Annotated in this window: 17 protein-coding genes; 12 read left to right on the forward strand and 5 right to left on the reverse strand. The window is 35.1% G+C overall.

All coding sequences use genetic code 11. The features are described from left to right. Nucleotides 1-100: 100 nt before the first annotated feature. From MHH85_RS21740 to MHH85_RS21755, 4 genes are all read left to right on the forward strand, one after another. Complete coding sequence (locus MHH85_RS21740; protein ID WP_193737664.1) at nucleotides 101-1,033, forward strand: DUF1002 domain-containing protein; 933 nt, start codon at nucleotides 101-103, stop codon at nucleotides 1,031-1,033. Between the two features lie 187 nt (nucleotides 1,034-1,220). Next, complete coding sequence (locus tag MHH85_RS21745) at nucleotides 1,221-2,195, forward strand: ring-cleaving dioxygenase (protein WP_340708489.1); 975 nt, start codon at nucleotides 1,221-1,223, stop codon at nucleotides 2,193-2,195. Between the two features lie 36 nt (nucleotides 2,196-2,231). After that, nucleotides 2,232-2,513, forward strand: coding sequence for a GNAT family N-acetyltransferase (locus MHH85_RS21750; RefSeq protein ID WP_193737662.1), 282 nt, complete (start codon nucleotides 2,232-2,234; stop codon nucleotides 2,511-2,513). Between the two features lie 136 nt (nucleotides 2,514-2,649). Continuing rightward, nucleotides 2,650-3,108: a DUF4064 domain-containing protein gene (locus MHH85_RS21755; RefSeq protein WP_193737661.1), complete on the forward strand. Its 459-nt coding sequence runs from the start codon at nucleotides 2,650-2,652 to the stop codon at nucleotides 3,106-3,108. A gap of 40 nt (nucleotides 3,109-3,148) precedes the next feature. Here MHH85_RS21755 and MHH85_RS21760 read toward each other — a convergent pair whose 3' ends face one another. Both MHH85_RS21760 and MHH85_RS21765 read right to left on the reverse strand, forming a co-directional pair. After that, on the reverse strand, nucleotides 3,149-3,754 hold the full coding sequence (locus tag MHH85_RS21760; RefSeq protein ID WP_193737660.1) for a TetR/AcrR family transcriptional regulator: 606 nt from the start codon (nucleotides 3,752-3,754) through the stop codon (nucleotides 3,149-3,151). Next, a complete protein-coding gene (locus MHH85_RS21765) occupies nucleotides 3,729-4,475 on the reverse strand; it encodes an SDR family NAD(P)-dependent oxidoreductase (RefSeq protein WP_340708490.1) in 747 nt (248 codons plus the stop codon). The genes MHH85_RS21760 and MHH85_RS21765 overlap by 26 nt, the downstream gene beginning before the upstream one ends. Nucleotides 4,476-4,836: 361 nt before the next feature. Here MHH85_RS21765 and MHH85_RS21770 point away from each other — a divergent pair, with 361 nt between their 5' ends. Continuing rightward, nucleotides 4,837-5,286: a GNAT family N-acetyltransferase gene (locus MHH85_RS21770; protein ID WP_193737658.1), complete on the forward strand. Its 450-nt coding sequence runs from the start codon at nucleotides 4,837-4,839 to the stop codon at nucleotides 5,284-5,286. 98 nt (nucleotides 5,287-5,384) lie between these two features. After that, entirely contained in the window at nucleotides 5,385-5,708 is a 324-nt protein-coding gene (locus MHH85_RS21775; protein ID WP_053419192.1) for a hypothetical protein, read from the forward strand. Between the two features lie 139 nt (nucleotides 5,709-5,847). Here MHH85_RS21775 and MHH85_RS21780 read toward each other — a convergent pair whose 3' ends face one another. Both MHH85_RS21780 and MHH85_RS21785 read right to left on the reverse strand, forming a co-directional pair. Continuing rightward, entirely contained in the window at nucleotides 5,848-7,368 is a 1,521-nt protein-coding gene (locus MHH85_RS21780; protein ID WP_038186003.1) for an acetyl-CoA hydrolase/transferase family protein, read from the reverse strand. A 227-nt stretch (nucleotides 7,369-7,595) separates the two neighbouring features. Further along, on the reverse strand, nucleotides 7,596-8,246 hold the full coding sequence (locus MHH85_RS21785; protein WP_038186000.1) for a LytTR family DNA-binding domain-containing protein: 651 nt from the start codon (nucleotides 8,244-8,246) through the stop codon (nucleotides 7,596-7,598). Nucleotides 8,247-8,670: 424 nt separating this feature from the next. On the opposite strand from MHH85_RS21785, the gene MHH85_RS21790 reads away from it, so the two are divergent. The 4 genes from MHH85_RS21790 (at nucleotide 8,671) to MHH85_RS21805 (ending at nucleotide 11,536) form a co-directional block, all read left to right on the forward strand. Further along, on the forward strand, nucleotides 8,671-9,456 hold the full coding sequence (locus MHH85_RS21790) for an AraC family transcriptional regulator (RefSeq protein WP_038185997.1): 786 nt from the start codon (nucleotides 8,671-8,673) through the stop codon (nucleotides 9,454-9,456). A 92-nt stretch (nucleotides 9,457-9,548) separates the two neighbouring features. After that, nucleotides 9,549-10,313 carry a membrane protein insertase YidC gene (yidC, locus tag MHH85_RS21795; RefSeq protein WP_227751942.1) on the forward strand — a complete coding sequence of 255 codons (765 nt, stop codon included), beginning with the start codon at nucleotides 9,549-9,551 and terminating at the stop codon, nucleotides 10,311-10,313. A gap of 52 nt (nucleotides 10,314-10,365) precedes the next feature. Next, nucleotides 10,366-10,611 (forward strand): hypothetical protein, encoded by a 246-nt coding sequence (locus MHH85_RS21800; RefSeq protein WP_053419194.1) that lies wholly within the window; start codon nucleotides 10,366-10,368, stop codon nucleotides 10,609-10,611. A 127-nt stretch (nucleotides 10,612-10,738) separates the two neighbouring features. Continuing rightward, nucleotides 10,739-11,536 (forward strand): M15 family metallopeptidase, encoded by a 798-nt coding sequence (locus tag MHH85_RS21805; RefSeq protein WP_340708491.1) that lies wholly within the window; start codon nucleotides 10,739-10,741, stop codon nucleotides 11,534-11,536. Nucleotides 11,537-11,590: 54 nt separating this feature from the next. Here the strand turns inward: MHH85_RS21805 and cls are convergent, their stop codons facing one another. Then, nucleotides 11,591-13,045 carry a cardiolipin synthase gene (gene cls, locus MHH85_RS21810; RefSeq protein WP_193737655.1) on the reverse strand — a complete coding sequence of 485 codons (1,455 nt, stop codon included), beginning with the start codon at nucleotides 13,043-13,045 and terminating at the stop codon, nucleotides 11,591-11,593. A gap of 175 nt (nucleotides 13,046-13,220) precedes the next feature. Between cls and MHH85_RS21815 the strand changes: the two genes are divergently transcribed. Beyond that, entirely contained in the window at nucleotides 13,221-14,612 is a 1,392-nt protein-coding gene (locus tag MHH85_RS21815; RefSeq protein WP_340708492.1) for an L-cystine transporter, read from the forward strand. A gap of 139 nt (nucleotides 14,613-14,751) precedes the next feature. Further along, nucleotides 14,752-15,750 carry a DUF4097 family beta strand repeat-containing protein gene (locus MHH85_RS21820; RefSeq protein WP_340708493.1) on the forward strand — a complete coding sequence of 333 codons (999 nt, stop codon included), beginning with the start codon at nucleotides 14,752-14,754 and terminating at the stop codon, nucleotides 15,748-15,750. The last annotated feature ends 74 nt before the right edge of the window (nucleotides 15,751-15,824 follow it).

Here is a 15,824-nt window from a genome sequence, read left to right on the forward strand (position 1 = left end):
CTATGTCTCATTACTAATAATTGTTCTTGAACGCATCATTATGAAAAAATCGACTCTAATAATGTATATGAATGACATGTAAATGAAGGAGGAAGAAAAGATGAAGAAGAAATTTTTAGCCGTTTTAACGGCAATGTTTTTAATAACTTCAGTTGTAGCACCATCTATTAGTTTTGCAAGCACAACTGATACTTCAACAAAAAAAGGGATTAATGAAAAATTAGGAGTGCCAATCGTTGTTTACGGTGGTAACCTATCAGATACAGAAAAAGAAAGTGTAAAGAAAAGTCTAGATGTAGCAAGTGAAGCGGAAGTAGAAGAGATTACAGTAACAGGTGCGGATTTAGTAAAGTACATCTCAGATGGTGATGCACGTTCTCGCATGTATTCATCAGCGAAGATTACGCGTAAAGATGCTGGAGCGGGATTAGTCATTAATATCGTAACACCACAAAATATCACGCAAGTAACATCAGATATGTATTCAAATGCTATGTTAACAGCTGGTATTGAAGATGCAGTAGTAGAAGTAGCAGCTCCAAAAGCAGTTACAGGACACTCTGCACTTGTAGGAATTTATAAAGCATATGAAGTAACTACTGGAGAAAAGCTTGACACAGAACGTACAGATGTGGCGAATGAAGAACTTTCTGTCGCAACAGATTTAGCACAAAATTCAGGTGTTGATGATGAGAAAGTAAGTCAATTATTAACTGAAATTAAAAAGCAAATTGCAGAACAAAAACCAGCTACAAAAGAAGATGTTGAGAAGATAGTAAACGAACAACTTAGCAAATTAGAGATTAATTTAAGCGATAAGGATCGTCAATTACTAATTGATTTGATGAATAAAATCAGTAACTTAGATATCGACTTTAGTAAATGGGGAAGCCAGTTAGAAGACTTAAGTAGTACAATAAAAGATAAACTAGGTAGTATTACAGAAGATATTAAGAGCGATACAGGCTTCTGGGCAAGTGTAAAAAACTTTTTCCAAAATATAATGGACGGTATTAGTGGTATTTTTAACTAAGTGCTGATAATGCCAATTTAAGAGACAACTTCGTACCATCGGTATGGAGTTGTCTTTTTATATGGTGGAAAATTAATTGAGCATTGTAATTGCAATCGATATATTAGAGTGATAATATGTGAATAATAAATATCTCGAATTCGAGATATATTTAAAGCGATTTTTTATATAATAGGAGGCATTTTATATGTCATTACATTTAGCAGGAATTCACCATGTTTCAGCAATTACAGCTAGCGCAGAAAAAAACCATCATTTTTTCACGAAAATTTTAGGGATGCGTCTTGTGAAAAAAACAGTTAATCAAGACGATACGTCTTCATATCATTTATTTTACGCAGATGCAGTCGGTACACCTGGATCAGATATGACGTATTTTGATATTCCAGTAGCAGGTCGTACTTATCCAGGAGTTTCAAGTATTAACAACACTGCTTTTCGAATAAAATCTAAAGAAGCATTACAATATTGGTTGAGTCGCTTTAAAGAATTAGATGTAGAGCATGATGAGGTGATGGAGCGCTTTGGCCGCCAAACGCTAACATTTCGGGATTTTGAAGGCTCACGATTAATGCTTGTAGTAGATAATGGGGAAGGTGTACCTTATGGAAAAGAATGGACAGAAACAGATATACCAGCTGAGTATGCAATAGTTGGGTTAGGGCCTGTAACATTAACTGTCCATATAGCTAGGCCAACTGAAACCGTATTATCGAAAGTTTTGGGGTTTGAAAAAGTGGGAACATATCCATCAGCTATACCTAATATGCCGGATATTATTGTCTATACAACAGGTCAGGGTGGTGCCGGTGCTGAAGTGCATATTGAAGAGCGACCAGACCTTCCACGTGAACGTCCAGGCAGAGGAAGTGTACACCATGTCGCTTTCCGAGTAAATACTTTTGAAGAATATGATTTATGGGAAGAAAAGTTGAGAGAGCATGGCTTCCATACTTCAGGTAAAGTAGAGCGTTTTTATTTCCGGTCAATTTATTTCCGTGAACCAAATGGTATTTTATTTGAATTAGCAACAGATGAGCCGGGCTTTACATCAGATGAACCTCTTGAAAGTTTAGGGGAACAATTAGCATTACCACCATTCTTGGAGTCTCAACGTGAAAAAATTGAAGCGAAATTGCGACCGCTAACACTGTCAGAATAAATTGTGCTACACTAAATTAAAAAAGGGGTGTGTAATATGGAATTTCAATTTAATAATCGTGGCAACGAAGAATTTGCTTTTGAGTACAAAGAAAATGATGAACTTTTAGCGGAAATTTGTTGGACAAAATTAGGGGATATTATGGTTGTTGACCATACATTTGTGTCCGAAAAATTACGTGGACAAGGTGTTGCTAAAAAACTATTAGATCGTGCAGCTGATTATGCTAGAGAAAAAGATTTTAAGATTGAAGCTGTTTGCACTTATGTAGTAGCCGCTTTTGAAAAATCTAACGCATATGATGACATTAAAATATAATTACTTTCATACAATTGAACAGTAGGTTTAACGAAACAGCTCACTAAAAAATTTAGTGGGCTGTTTTTAATAAAAGTGAAACCAAATTAAAGGAAAACCGTATAGTAAGTAGAAATGATAATTAAGAGGTGATTAGATGAAGAGAACTGGAGAAATGGCTTTAGGTATTATTGGTTCTGTATTAAATGTATTTGTAATTATTGCACTTGCTATATTGATGTTCGGTATCTCAACATTTGCGAATGATTCAACATTCACAGATGAAGTATTGTCAGATATGCAAAATGATCCTAATTTAACTGCAGGAGAGATTGAAGCGGCAACTACTTTAATTGATAATATGCCAACTTACATAAATGCTTTTGGATGGCTTGGTGTTGTTCTATTAGTAGTATCGCTTGTGTTAGGCATTTTAGGTGTTGTGTATATTAGAAAGAGTGATAAACAAAATGTAGCAGGCACTTTCTTTATATTGGCAGGTGTATGTGCAGGAATTATCTCACTAACTGCAATTCTATTTTATATTGCAGCAATCATGAGTTTTGTAAGAAAGCCAAAAGTTGAAGAAATTGATACTTTTTATGTAAATGAATAGAATAAAAGAGCTCTCAGTAAAAACTGAGAGCTTTTTTTATTTACTGGTGAAACAGTTTTCCTTCTACTATGCTCAAAAGTATATGGTGAATATCTTTAGGTATTTCTTGTAGGTTAAGATTGGGTTCGTAAATACTTTTATGCGTTAGCATTGCAAGAAATGAACCAATCAATCCTACTTGAAAGAGAATAAGGTCGAGCCTTGGTAACTTTCCTTCATCCATACGTTTTAACAACTCTTTATCGGCATTTGTTAGTTGATGAATGTGCCGAATATAATTTTCGGATAGTTCAGGATGTCTTGGAGACTCTGAGAAAATAATTGAATACTGAGGACGATTATGGAAAACTGTCGCTATTATTTGATCAGTCCAAGCACCTATTAAATCTATATTAGAAAGGGTGGCATAATAGCTTTCCTCTTTGTCATATGAACGTGCAGGTTCTACTGTTGCAAGTAATAGTGCCATCTTACCTTTAAAATGCTTATACAATGCAGCTTCTGAAACACCGACTGTTTTAGCAATTTGGGACGTAGAAGTAGCATCAAAGCCTTGTTTATAAAAAAGGTTTCTCGCTTCTACTATAATTTTTTGCTTTGTTAAAGCACCTTTTGTTTGTTTATTTGAATGATGCGTATCCGTCATCAAGCATTACCACACTTCCGTTAATAACATCTGCTTCTTCCAATGATAGCAGATAAACGGCATTGGCAATAGCTTCAGGTTTGATTAAATCACCGCGCATTTGATTACCTTTTAATTTATCAGTTAGACCAGCATCCTTGTAACCTTGTACGATTGGAGTATCAACAGTTCCTGGAGCAACACCTACAACACGAATACCATATGGTGCTAATTCAAGTGCACCTGTTTGACACATCATACGTACGGCACCTTTAGATGCTTGGTAAGCAAATGTATATTGATTTGATAGATATCCAAATACCGAAGCTGTGTTGATAATTACACCTTTAATATTAAGGTCACGCATTTTACGACCAGCTGCTAGCATGCCGTAGAATACACCATGCTGATTAACACCAATAACGCGATCATAATCTTCTACTGTGTAATCTAAGAATGGAATAATTTTTCCAATTCCGGCATTGTTAAATACCACATCTAAAGAGCCATACAGCTCTACAGTTTTTTCTATCATTGCCTCTACTTGGTCGAATTTAGAAACGTCAACTTTTACAAAAGTAGCTTCGCCATTTTGAGCTTTAATCATATCAACGGTTTCTTGTCCACCTTTTTCGTTGAAATCGGCTACAACTATTTTGTCCCCTTTACTTGCAAATTTAATTGCTGTGGAGCGACCAATTCCACTACCTGCTCCTGTAATGACTACTACACGTTCTGCCATGATAATATCTCTCCCTCAAGAAAAAAAGTTAGTAAGTGTTCACTTACTTATTTAAATATACAGTGTTCGGATTTTTTTCGCAAATGAAATGTACTCTCTTCATGATTAATGGCCATTAATCATGAAGAGAGTACTAGAAATGCGTTTATTATTGAGGGCATAAGGTGGAAAATAATATTAATTATCTCTAGGTGTAATATTCTTAGAGAACTTTAAAATCATTTTGAATAGGGTGGGAAAAGCAATGTGAACTATTCTTGAACCTATTTCAAAATTGTCCGATTTTTTTATTTACTAAGTAGTAATTGGGTCGAAAAGGTATAGAAAATGTGGAATAATGAATACTAAGGAGTGATATATAATGGCATGGAAAGAACAGACATTTGACGAGTTAACAACAACAGATCTATACCGCATACTGCAATTGCGCATAAACGTATTTGTAGTTGAGCAAAAGGCATATTATGCAGATCTGGATGACCATGATCAAAATTGTGTACATGTAACATATGAAAAGGACGGCAAACTAATTGCTTATGCACGAGTTGTACCACCAGGCGAAAAATTTGAAATGGCTTCATTTGGACGAGTAATCGTTTTACCAGAAGCCAGAGGAACAGGGCTAGCACAAGAACTCATAAAAAGAGTAATGGCGATTCTAGAACGTAATTGGCCTGAAGCAGACCTATTTATAGAGGCTCAAGCCTATTTAAAAAAATTCTATGGTGCGTTTGGATTTGAGGCTGTTTCGGAGGAATATATTATGGAATGTTTGCCTCATATTGATATGGTGTGTAAACGAAAAAAATAGTATTTTGCAAGGTGAATTGCAATATCATGTTTAGTTATTTGGATATAAGGTAAATAACATAGTATGATTAAACAAAATATTGGAAGGAATGATGTTCAATGGCAAAAGGTAAATCTTTAGTTATCGCTGGCATAGCAGCAGGTGCATATGCATATTTCCGAAAAAAAGAAAACCGTGATAAAGCGGTAGTGGCGTTCAATAATACAAAGGTAAAAGTTAATTCATTTATTGAAGCGCAAAAACACAATTATTCTGAGCTAACTGAAGCAGGACACCCAAACCCTTATGACGAGGGTGATTCTAGAATGGTAGATGAAGGGGCGCTAACAAGCGTTCAATATTATAATGCAGAGGTGCAGGATGATGGACAAGATAATTCTTTTGATGATCCCGAACAGCCTGCAGATGATAAAAAAAAATAATATTGTAAAAGCCAACCGTAATTGATTTGCGGTTGGCTCTATTTTTTAGTATCAATGAATACAAAAAAGAGGAGCCCAAATCTTTGGAATTTCCAAGATTTGAACAACCTCTTTTAGTAAGCAATTTAGAACTGAATTATTATTTTACTTCTTCAAGTTCTGGAGTAAGCATTTGACCGTATTTAGCAAGGTTTGTATGGAATTCAAAAGCCTTTTCTAATACGTGAGGAGTTTGTCCTCCACGTGCATTTGCTTCTTCTACATATGCATTTAATGCAGATTTGAATTTAGGGTGAGCACAGTTTTCGATAATTAGTGCTGCACGTTCACGAGGAGCAAGTCCGCGTAAATCAGCATAACCTTGTTCAGTTACAATTACATCTACGTCATGTTCTGTATGGTCAACGTGAGATACGAATGGTACTACTGAAGAAATTTTGCCGCCTTTAGCGTATGATTTAGTAACAAAGATAGATACACGAGAATTACGTGTAAAGTCTCCTGATCCACCGATACCATTCATCATTTTCGTTCCGCTTACGTGAGTTGAGTTTACGTTTCCGTAAATATCAAGCTCAAGAGCAGTATTAATCGCGATTAATCCCATACGACGGATTAATTCTGGATGGTTAGAAATTTCTTGTGGACGTAATAATACTTTTTCTTTGTATTTTTCTAAATTGTGATAAACAGATTCCATTTTCTCTTGAGAAAGTGTTGTAGAGCAACCACTAGCAAATTTTACTTTACCAGCATCGATTAAGTCGAATACAGCATCTTGTAAAACTTCAGAGTAAACTTCTAAATCTTTGAATTCAGAATCTAACATACCGTGAAGCACTGCGTTTGCAACTGAACCTACACCTGATTGCATTGGAGCAAGTTCTTCAGTTAAGCGTCCTTCTTTGATTTCGTTACGTAAGAAACCAAGTAAGTGAGAAGCGATTTGATCTGTTTCAGCATCTGGTGGTACGATTGCAGATTCAGAGTCTTCTTGATTTGTAATGACAATACCAGCGACTTTATCTAAATCTAAAGGAATACCGATTGTACCGATACGATCAGAAGCATTTAACAGTGGAATTGGACCACGTTCACCTTGGTTATCTGGAATGTAGATATCATGCATACCTTCAAGAGCTGGATAAGAAGCAAGGTTTAATTCGATAATTACTTTATCTGCAGTTTTAACGAAAATGGGTGAGTTACCAACAGAAGTAGTTGGAATTAACATACCATCTTCAGTAATTGCTACTGCTTCAATGATAGCTACGTCTACGCCTTTCATAGCGCCTTGACGTAAGTACTCAGCAGTAATAGATAAATGTTGATCTATATAGTACATGTCACCATTGTTAATATGACCACGCATAGCGCTATCAGATTGGAAAGGTACGCGTTTACCAATAATACCAGCATCAGACATAATAGTATCGATATCAGATCCTAGAGATGCACCTGTATATACATCAACTTTGAACTTTTCGTTTTTAGAGCGCTCTACTAAAGCCATTGGTACTGCTTTTGCGTCTCCTGAACGTGTGAAGCCACTTAGACCTAGTGCCATACCATCTTGAATGAAAGATGCAGCCTCCTCAGCTGTAATTACTTTTTTCGCAAGTTCTGCATGACGAAGTCTTTCTTCGATTTTTACTGTCATTACTATCATCCTCTCTGCTTAATGAATGCTTTTTAATCATTATTACGTAAAAATTCTATTTCTATAAAATAGCCAGGAATGAATATTATACCTATTTTTTATATTATCATCGAATTGTCACATTTGCTCGAAAAAAGCATGAAAAGGCTTAAAACTGGCTCGAAAGAGAAAAAAAGCGCATGAACGAGAAAAAGCTGCCTTAAAAGACAGCTTTTTCTTATGTTTACTTAGAATCCCAGTGAACGACGGAAATAGCTTGCATAACGTTGACTGACAGGAATTCTAGTCCCATCTTTCATAATTAATAAGAAGGTTGAATGAGAATCTGGTTGGATTTCTTCAATAAAATCGATATTAACAATGTATGAACGATGGCAACGGATGAAAGAGTCCGGAGATAAGAAAAGCTCTAGATCACTTAAGTTCAAACGATGGTAGCCTTCTTTGTGCATTGTTTTCACAAAAGTCTTGCGTAGTTGGGTTTCTAAATAGATAACCTCTTTATGTTTGACAGGGTACCAACAGTCATCAATTTTAATCGTAATGTAGTTTGTAAGGAAAGGAGATGGCTTTTGTGGAAAAATAGCTGTAATAGCCCCTTTGGTTTCTCCTTCTTCCATTAACGGAATACTCATTCCATAGTAAGGAACGCCGAACACTTCAGGTTCGATAAATGAATTGATTTTTTGTCCGTAACGAAGAGCTTGGTGAGTTGCTGAACCTTCAGGGATTAAATCACCCGGTTTGATTTTCAAATCAACTTTTTTGCTTGGCTGATAATATAAGTATTCTTCAGTATCTGAAATAACGATTGAAGTGTTATCAGGGAAAAACTCCTTAATAATCTGTATCAATTCCTCGATAGATCGTGGATCCATAAATCCTTACCCCGTTTCTTTCCATTCTTAAGTTCTTTCCTAACATTTTACTATAGTTTAAAGAGGAATTTAAGTAAATAGAATGATTGGAATTTTGAAAAATTATTTGTTGAATTTTGGGTGAAACAAAAGGTACATACTATGCTTAGTTCATACTATAGTTTTGTCATAAGAGTTTGTAAAGAATTGTAGCTTACATGCCAATATGAATAAAAAATATACCCTTTAATTATTATTAATGGATAAATTATGTATAATATATATAATTCACCTGTAAAATTAGTGAGAATAACGACCTATAATATCTTTTTTTACAAATTTTGCTTAGAAAGGCATAAAACTATTTTCATATTACCAATTTCGTTATATAGTTATTTAAAGTCTATTATAAAACATGCGCATATTGTAGAAAGATGGGGAGTATATGCTACAACACCAATATTCTATTTCAGAAGCTATTTCAAAGAGGTATTTCCAAGAGATTGAAACGATGAACCGTTATGAGGGTATTGAAAGATTTTTTGAAATTGAATCCCAATTGTTGCGAGAGATTTATCAATTAGAGGCTGAAGCTTCTAAGGAATCTTTGCGTCGTCTAATCGATATATTATCAGAGCGATCAGGGAAACATTTTTTCAGAGCAATCAGGCATTATTTTGTTGTACTTTCATCAGTTGTCACCAGAAGGCTTATTGAAAACCAGGCACCATCTAAAAAGGCATTTGCCTTTAACGCCGCTTGCGTTGAGATGATTGATCAACGTATGAATGATGCAGAATTTTTGCAGTTTGCGGATGATTTAATAGAGTTCTATATTTATGTGATTTCTGAAAGAAAACAACCTTCTTACAAGCATCAAACCGTCAATAAAGTCATTATGTTTATCGATGATGAGGTGGAGACAGACTTATCTGTAGAAGATATTGCTTTGTACTTTACAATCAGTACAAGCCATCTGTCGCGTATTTTTAAGGAGCATGTGGGAATTACATTAGTAGAGTATTTGAACGTAAGACGTGTTGAAGAATCGCAGTATTACTTAAGGCATACAAATAAAAGTATTTCAGATATTTCAGAGCAATTTCACTTCTGTAACCAGAGCTACTATACACGTATTTTCAAGAAGTATGTGGGGCTGACTCCTAAGCACTTTAGGGATCAACCAAATCACGAGTACTTTCGTTTTCAACTGCCAGACCGAAATATTTGAAAATATTGATAGTTTGCTTCTTCTTTGATTTGATATGTACTATATATTTAAGGTATACTTCACTATAGTTTGAGAAATTGTAGGTGAGAAAATTGAAGAAGAAACTTGGGTTACTCTCAATGCTTGGTTTAGCGCCATTTGTGCTAGCTGGTTGTGATTCAGTGAAAAACCAAGAAGGCTTTTTTTATAGCTTGTTCGTAAAGCCAATGGAATTTGTTTTAGATTTCTTTGGAAATACGTTATTTACAGATAGTTACGGATTGGCAATCATCTTAATTACGGTTCTTATTCGACTTATCTTGATGCCGTTTATGCTTAAAAACTATAAGCATCAACAAGGTATGAAGACAAAGATGGATAAGTTAAAGCCTGAAATGGATGATATCCAAAAGAAATTAAAAGCAGCAAAAACAAAAGAAGAACAAATGGCATTGCAACAAGAAATGATGGGTTTATATCGTAAACATGGAGTCAATCCATTGAATATGGGTTGTTTACCAGTAGTGATACAAATGCCAATCATCATGGGTCTTTATTATGCAATCCTTTATTCAACTGAGGTTCAAGCCCATCAATTCTTATGGTTTAGCCTAGGTAAACCAGATATTATTATGACATTGGTTGCTGGTGCGATTTATTTCGTTCAAGCACAAGTATCGTTATGGACGGTTCCTGAACAGCAAAAATCGCAAATGAAATTGATGATGTATATTTCACCAATTATGATTATGTTCATCTCATTCTCTAGTATGGCAGCATTACCACTTTATTGGTCTGTCAGCGGTGCGATTTTAATATTCCAAACATACCTTGGTCGTAAGTTCTATTCGCAACATCCAGAAAAAGCAGCAGAATAGTAATACAATGATCGGGGCAGATAGTGTCCCGATTTTTTTGGAGGAAAATACTTTGAAAGCAAAACAAATTACGGGTGTACTTGTTGTCATTACGAGTTTATTGGCTCTATATTTCATCATTAAACAGAATTTTAATGTAGCTATACTTTTCATGACATTAATGTTCACCGTGACAAATGGATTTAGAGCAAAAGATTTTAAGGAAAAAGGTTTTGAAAAAGAGGCTAAATGGATGCGAGGAATGTCTATTTTCTTCGGTGTAGCTACTTTAGCAATTTTAGTAGTGAATTTCATATAACCTTATTATGAAACGGTATCTTGCGATTGCTAGATATCGTTTTTATTGTTAAACGAAACATTACTGCAAATAAATCGTCTATATAAAAGAGAATTGGTAATTGGTAATTCAAAAGGATCACTATAAAATGATGAAAAATATACAAAAGAAGGATAGGTATCGATTTGTAATGAGTAAAAATAACCATATCGAATTTCCATTTAAGATGATGGCTTCATTTGCCGTTTTTGCGCTAATGATGTCAGGTTGTGGAAATGAAAATACCGAAAATAAGGATGAACAATCATCAAAAACAACTGAAACATTCCAAGAGGATTTAGAAAAGAAAGATCCCCAAAAAAATGAACAAGAAGTAGAACGTGATGCTGGTGGCTATATTGTGGGACAAGAACTTCCTAAAGAAGCAACTTATATAAGCGATCTGTTAATCGCGAGTAAAAGGTATCCTTTACCTGCTGATTTTGCTCCAGGTGAAGATCCTGAAGCACGTGCAGCTTTTGAAGAATTAAATGCTGCTGCTGTACTTGAAGGATATACTTTTAATGCTTTTAGTACTTATCGTTCTTATGATCGTCAAGTTGAGTTGTATGCGAATTATGTAAGTAGGGATGGCAAAGAGGCAGCAGATACATATAGTGCCCGTCCTGGTTATTCTGAACATCAAACAGGGTTAGCTTTTGATATCGGTGAGGTAGGAAATGAACAGTTTTTTGCCGATGAAGGTTTCGGTGCAACTGCAGCAGGGCAATGGCTTGAAAAAAATGCCCATAAATATGGGTTTATCATGCGCTATCCAGAAGGAAAAGAAGATGTTACAGGTTATATGCATGAATCTTGGCATTTCCGTTATGTAGGTAAAGATATTGCTAAGGATATCTATAAAAATAAAAGTACATTAGAAGAATACTTAGAAATCGAAAAATAAAATACTATACAATAGGAAAGCCTTCTGAATATAAATTCAGAAGGCTTTTATTGTTTATAAAATTGGTGATAGTAACCGAGATATTGATTCTTTCATTTTTATAATACGAGAACGGTTAGCGTATCTTTCAGGTGTTAATTCTGTACTTAACTGCATATCTTGCTCAAATAGTTCTGCTAATTGATGGGAAGTTTCTCGATCATAGATAAATGCATTTACCTCAAAATTCAGTTTGAAGCTACGGAAGTCGATATTAGCTGTACCTACTGTGGAGGCTTCATCATCAATAACAATCATTTTTGAATGCAAGAAGCCATTTTCATAAATGTAGATTTTAGCCCCAGCTTTAATGAGTTGCCCAATATATGAATAGGTTGCCCAGTAAACAAACATATGATCAGGTTTGTTAGGAATCATAATACGCACATCAATTCCTGATAAACAAGCAATCCTAACTGCATCCATAAAACTATCATCAGGAATGAAATATGGTGTTTGAATATAAACGTACTTCTTAGCCATACCAATTAATTTTACATAGCCGATTTTAATTTGTTCCCATTCTGAATCAGGACCACTAGAAACTATTTGCAAACCAACTTCACCTTTACGAGAAAAAGTAGGGAAGTATCGATCAGAATATTCAATATCCTGGTTATCAGATGCTTGATTCCAGTCTAGAATGAAGCGAGTTTGAAGTGGATGTACAGAACTTCCCTCTATACGTAAATGTGTGTCACGCCAGTAACCAAATTTTTTGTTTAATCCAAGATACTCATCACCGACATTAAACCCGCCGATGTATCCAGTCCGACCATCCACTATAACGAGCTTGCGATGATTTCGGTAATTCAAACGGGGGTTAATGAGAGGTAAAATTGATGGGAAAAATACTTCCACTTCACCACCGGCCTCTATCAACTCCTTGAAATGTCGTTTGTGTACTCCTCTAGAACCCATCTCATCATATAATACTCTTACTTGTATTCCTTGCTTTGCTTTCTTTATTAATTCATTGTATATATGTCTTCCCAAGTTATCCATTTTGAAAATATAGTATTGAATATGGATATGGTCCTTTGCAGCTTCAATATCTTTTAGCAAGGCTTTAAATTTTTCAGCACCATCAGAATAAATCTTCACAGAGTTATCTTGTGTTAGTACGGCATGATTTGAACTGAGGTGCATATAGATAAGATCTTTATAATGAGCTGCATCATCTAAACGGTATTCAAACGTACTATCTTCAATTGCCTCCATTTGATAATCGATTAGTTTTTCAATCCCAATTTTCTTGCGACCTTCCCATCGGAAAAGGTGCTTTTTACGTAATTTTCGACCTAATAATAAATATAGTATGAAACCGCCTACTGGGAAAAAGAAAAGGACTAATATCCAAGCCCATGTCGAGGAAGGCTCACGTCGTTCTAAAAATATAATGGGGATTGCTAATAAGATGTTCAACGATAAGATGAGGGATACCATAAATGAAAAGAATGTTACAACCATACGCTACACCTTCTTCCATTATTTCTTTTCTTTAGTATATCTTATAAATCTGCAAGAAAGAAGAATATAAAGTCTACCTACAAGTTTCTTTAAAACCTACTTGACCAATAGGTATTAATGGTTTATGGTATTCTATATATTTATCATTCTGTTATTCTTTATAGGAGGATTTACTATGGATACTTTATTGACATTACTCAATGTTGTAGTACTTTTACTACTCATTGGTTTATTAGTTATTATGCACCGCAAAAATATATCATTTTCAAAGCGGGTATTTGCTGGACTTGGTTTAGGAATTGCATACGGTTTAATCTTACATTTTGCGTATGGAGTTGACGCACAAGTATTGGTGGATTCTGTTGGATGGTTTAGTATCATTGGCTCGGGATATGTAAAATTACTTCAAATGGTTGCAATGCCATTAGTCTTTATCTCAATACTTTCGGCGTTTACGAAAGTGATTATCGGCAAAAACTTTGGTAAAATGGCTGGACTTATTTTATTCATATTAGTTGGCACGACGGCAGTAGCTGCGGCAGTAGGTATTACTTCAGCAGTAGGTTTTCAATTAGATGCATCGCAAATTGTACAAGGTGATGCGGAAATGCAACGTGGTGAAGATATTACTGCGAAATCAGCAGATATAAGTGAAAAAACATTACCGCAACAAATTATAGATTTGCTTCCAGCTAATCCATTTTTAGATCTAACAGGTGCACGTTCTTCTTCAACAATTGCAGTTGTTATTTTCGCAGCGTTCCTAGGATTTGCTTATTTAGCAGTTAAGCGTCAGGACGAAAAGACAGCCGATACAATAAAAGTTGGAATTGATGCAATTTATGCACTAGTAATGGGTGTTGTGAAAATTGTTTTACGTTTAACTCCATTCGGTATTTTGGCTATTATGGCAGCAACAGTTGCAACATCAGATTTTGGTGCAATCTATAATATGGGGAAATTCGTTATCGCTTCATATGTAGCGTTGTTCGTAATGTTCATTGTTCACTTATTGATTGTGACTGCGTCAGGTTTAAACCCAATTACTTATGTAAAAAAAGTAGCGCCGACATTATTATTTGCTTTCACTTCAAGATCGAGTGCAGGTACATTACCACTTAATATTCAAACACAGACAAATCGTTTAGGTGTTTCAGAAGGGATTGCAAACTTCTCAGGTTCGTTTGGTTTGTCAATTGGTCAAAATGGTTGTGCAGGTATTTATCCAGCTATGCTTGCTGTTATGATTGCTCCAAGCGTTGGAATTAACCCATTAGAACCATCCTTCATTTTAACATTGATTGCTGTAGTAGCAATTAGCTCATTCGGTGTGGCAGGTGTTGGCGGTGGTGCAACATTCGCTGCAATTCTCGTTTTATCAGCGATGAATTTACCAGTAGCTCTTGCAGGCGTTTTAATTTCTGTTGAGCCATTAATTGACATGGGTCGTACAGCGTTAAATGTAAATGGTTCAATGACTGCAGGTGTTGCAACTGCACGCTTGACAGGTGAATTAGATAAAGATGTTTATAACACTGAAACATCACAAGAACTAACTGAAATTTAATGTACTTAATGAAAGCCTGCTCTAGTATAACTTAGAGCAGGATTTTTTTACATCTAGCGACCTTTTTTAAATACATCTCTGGTCTGATATGGTATATCTTTCTTTTTGGTATAGTAAAATAAAGGAAAGAGGTGCTGTTGTGAAGAAAGTATTGGTAAGTATATTTTTAATAGCAATAATTATAGTTTGTGGCTTTTATTACTTTACTGGATTTAAAATGAAAAATGCGATTATCGAGAAGGAGATTGTGGTAACAGATATAGATGAGATTGATTTGTTAAGCTCGTCGATTGACATTGAAGTCGTTGAAAGTAAAGGGGATAAAGCGGTTTTCACTATATCAGGAAGAGCAACTCCTAATTTGGCAAAGAAAATTTATTTAGATGTAAAGAAAACTGATCGCACTATTGTAGCTGAAGCGAAATTTAAAAGATTATTCTCTTTTTTTAGTTTCAATAGAGGGTCAGTCCACTTAAAAGTAGCATTGCCTAAAGCTACGTATGAAAAAATATCAGTGAATACTTCTTCAGGTGATGTAGCGTATATAGATATTGCTACGAAAGGGTTAGCTATTCATACCGCTTCAGGTGATATAGCTGGGAATAATATTGCTGTAGATGGTGACATAGAATTAACTACTTCTAGTGGAGATATAAGCGTCCGAGATATGCAAGCGAAGAAAGTTATAATGGATTCAACATCAGGAGACATTACAGGTCAAAGCATTACCGTAGATGGTGATGCAAAATTAACTTCAACTAGTGGAGATGTAGGCACACAGGATGTAAAAGCAAAGAGCATAGTAATGAATAGTACATCGGGCGAAATAGCGGCGGATTATTTATCAGGAGATATTACAGCCAAAACTAGCTCGGGTGATATTGCGGTATTAGTAAAAACATTGAATGAAAATATAACGCTTAGTACTGCAAGTGGAGATACGGCTGTAATATTGAAAAACAAGGCAGATAATTTAAGTGTAGATTTCGTGAGTGATTCAGGAGATGCGACAGTAATATATTCTGGTATGACTTTTAAAGAGAAAAAAGATCATCGAATTGTGGGTGAAATCGGTAACGGAAATCCGATCGTGAAAACCCGAACAAATTCAGGTGATTTTGAATTAATCGCACAATAATACAAAATGGGAAATTACCTCCTTTTTTTCGTAGCCATTTAGCTATAAAATGAAAGTAGTAGAAAATATTCCTG

Origin of the sequence: Viridibacillus sp. FSL E2-0187 (assembly GCF_038006425.1) — a bacterium.
GTDB lineage: Bacteria > Bacillota > Bacilli > Bacillales_A > Planococcaceae > Viridibacillus > Viridibacillus arvi.

Bases quoted from the DNA above. Each gene is read 5' to 3' on its own strand.
- MHH85_RS21780 (WP_038186003.1), bottom strand. From the start codon at position 7,368: ATGACAGTAAAAATCGAAGAAAGACTTCGTCATGCAGAACTTGCGAAA.
- MHH85_RS21770 (WP_193737658.1), top strand. From the start codon at position 4,837: ATGGCATGGAAAGAACAGACATTTGACGAGTTAACAACAACAGATCTA.
- MHH85_RS21745 (WP_340708489.1), top strand. From the start codon at position 1,221: ATGTCATTACATTTAGCAGGAATTCACCATGTTTCAGCAATTACAGCT.
- MHH85_RS21750 (WP_193737662.1), top strand. From the start codon at position 2,232: ATGGAATTTCAATTTAATAATCGTGGCAACGAAGAATTTGCTTTTGAG.
- MHH85_RS21760 (WP_193737660.1), bottom strand. From the start codon at position 3,754: ATGACGGATACGCATCATTCAAATAAACAAACAAAAGGTGCTTTAACA.
- MHH85_RS21740 (WP_193737664.1), top strand. From the start codon at position 101: ATGAAGAAGAAATTTTTAGCCGTTTTAACGGCAATGTTTTTAATAACT.
- MHH85_RS21785 (WP_038186000.1), bottom strand. From the start codon at position 8,246: ATGGATCCACGATCTATCGAGGAATTGATACAGATTATTAAGGAGTTT.
- MHH85_RS21790 (WP_038185997.1), top strand. From the start codon at position 8,671: ATGCTACAACACCAATATTCTATTTCAGAAGCTATTTCAAAGAGGTAT.
- MHH85_RS21805 (WP_340708491.1), top strand. From the start codon at position 10,739: ATGATGAAAAATATACAAAAGAAGGATAGGTATCGATTTGTAATGAGT.
- MHH85_RS21765 (WP_340708490.1), bottom strand. From the start codon at position 4,475: ATGGCAGAACGTGTAGTAGTCATTACAGGAGCAGGTAGTGGAATTGGT.
- MHH85_RS21815 (WP_340708492.1), top strand. From the start codon at position 13,221: ATGGATACTTTATTGACATTACTCAATGTTGTAGTACTTTTACTACTC.
- MHH85_RS21775 (WP_053419192.1), top strand. From the start codon at position 5,385: ATGGCAAAAGGTAAATCTTTAGTTATCGCTGGCATAGCAGCAGGTGCA.
- cls (WP_193737655.1), bottom strand. From the start codon at position 13,045: ATGGTTGTAACATTCTTTTCATTTATGGTATCCCTCATCTTATCGTTG.
- MHH85_RS21755 (WP_193737661.1), top strand. From the start codon at position 2,650: ATGAAGAGAACTGGAGAAATGGCTTTAGGTATTATTGGTTCTGTATTA.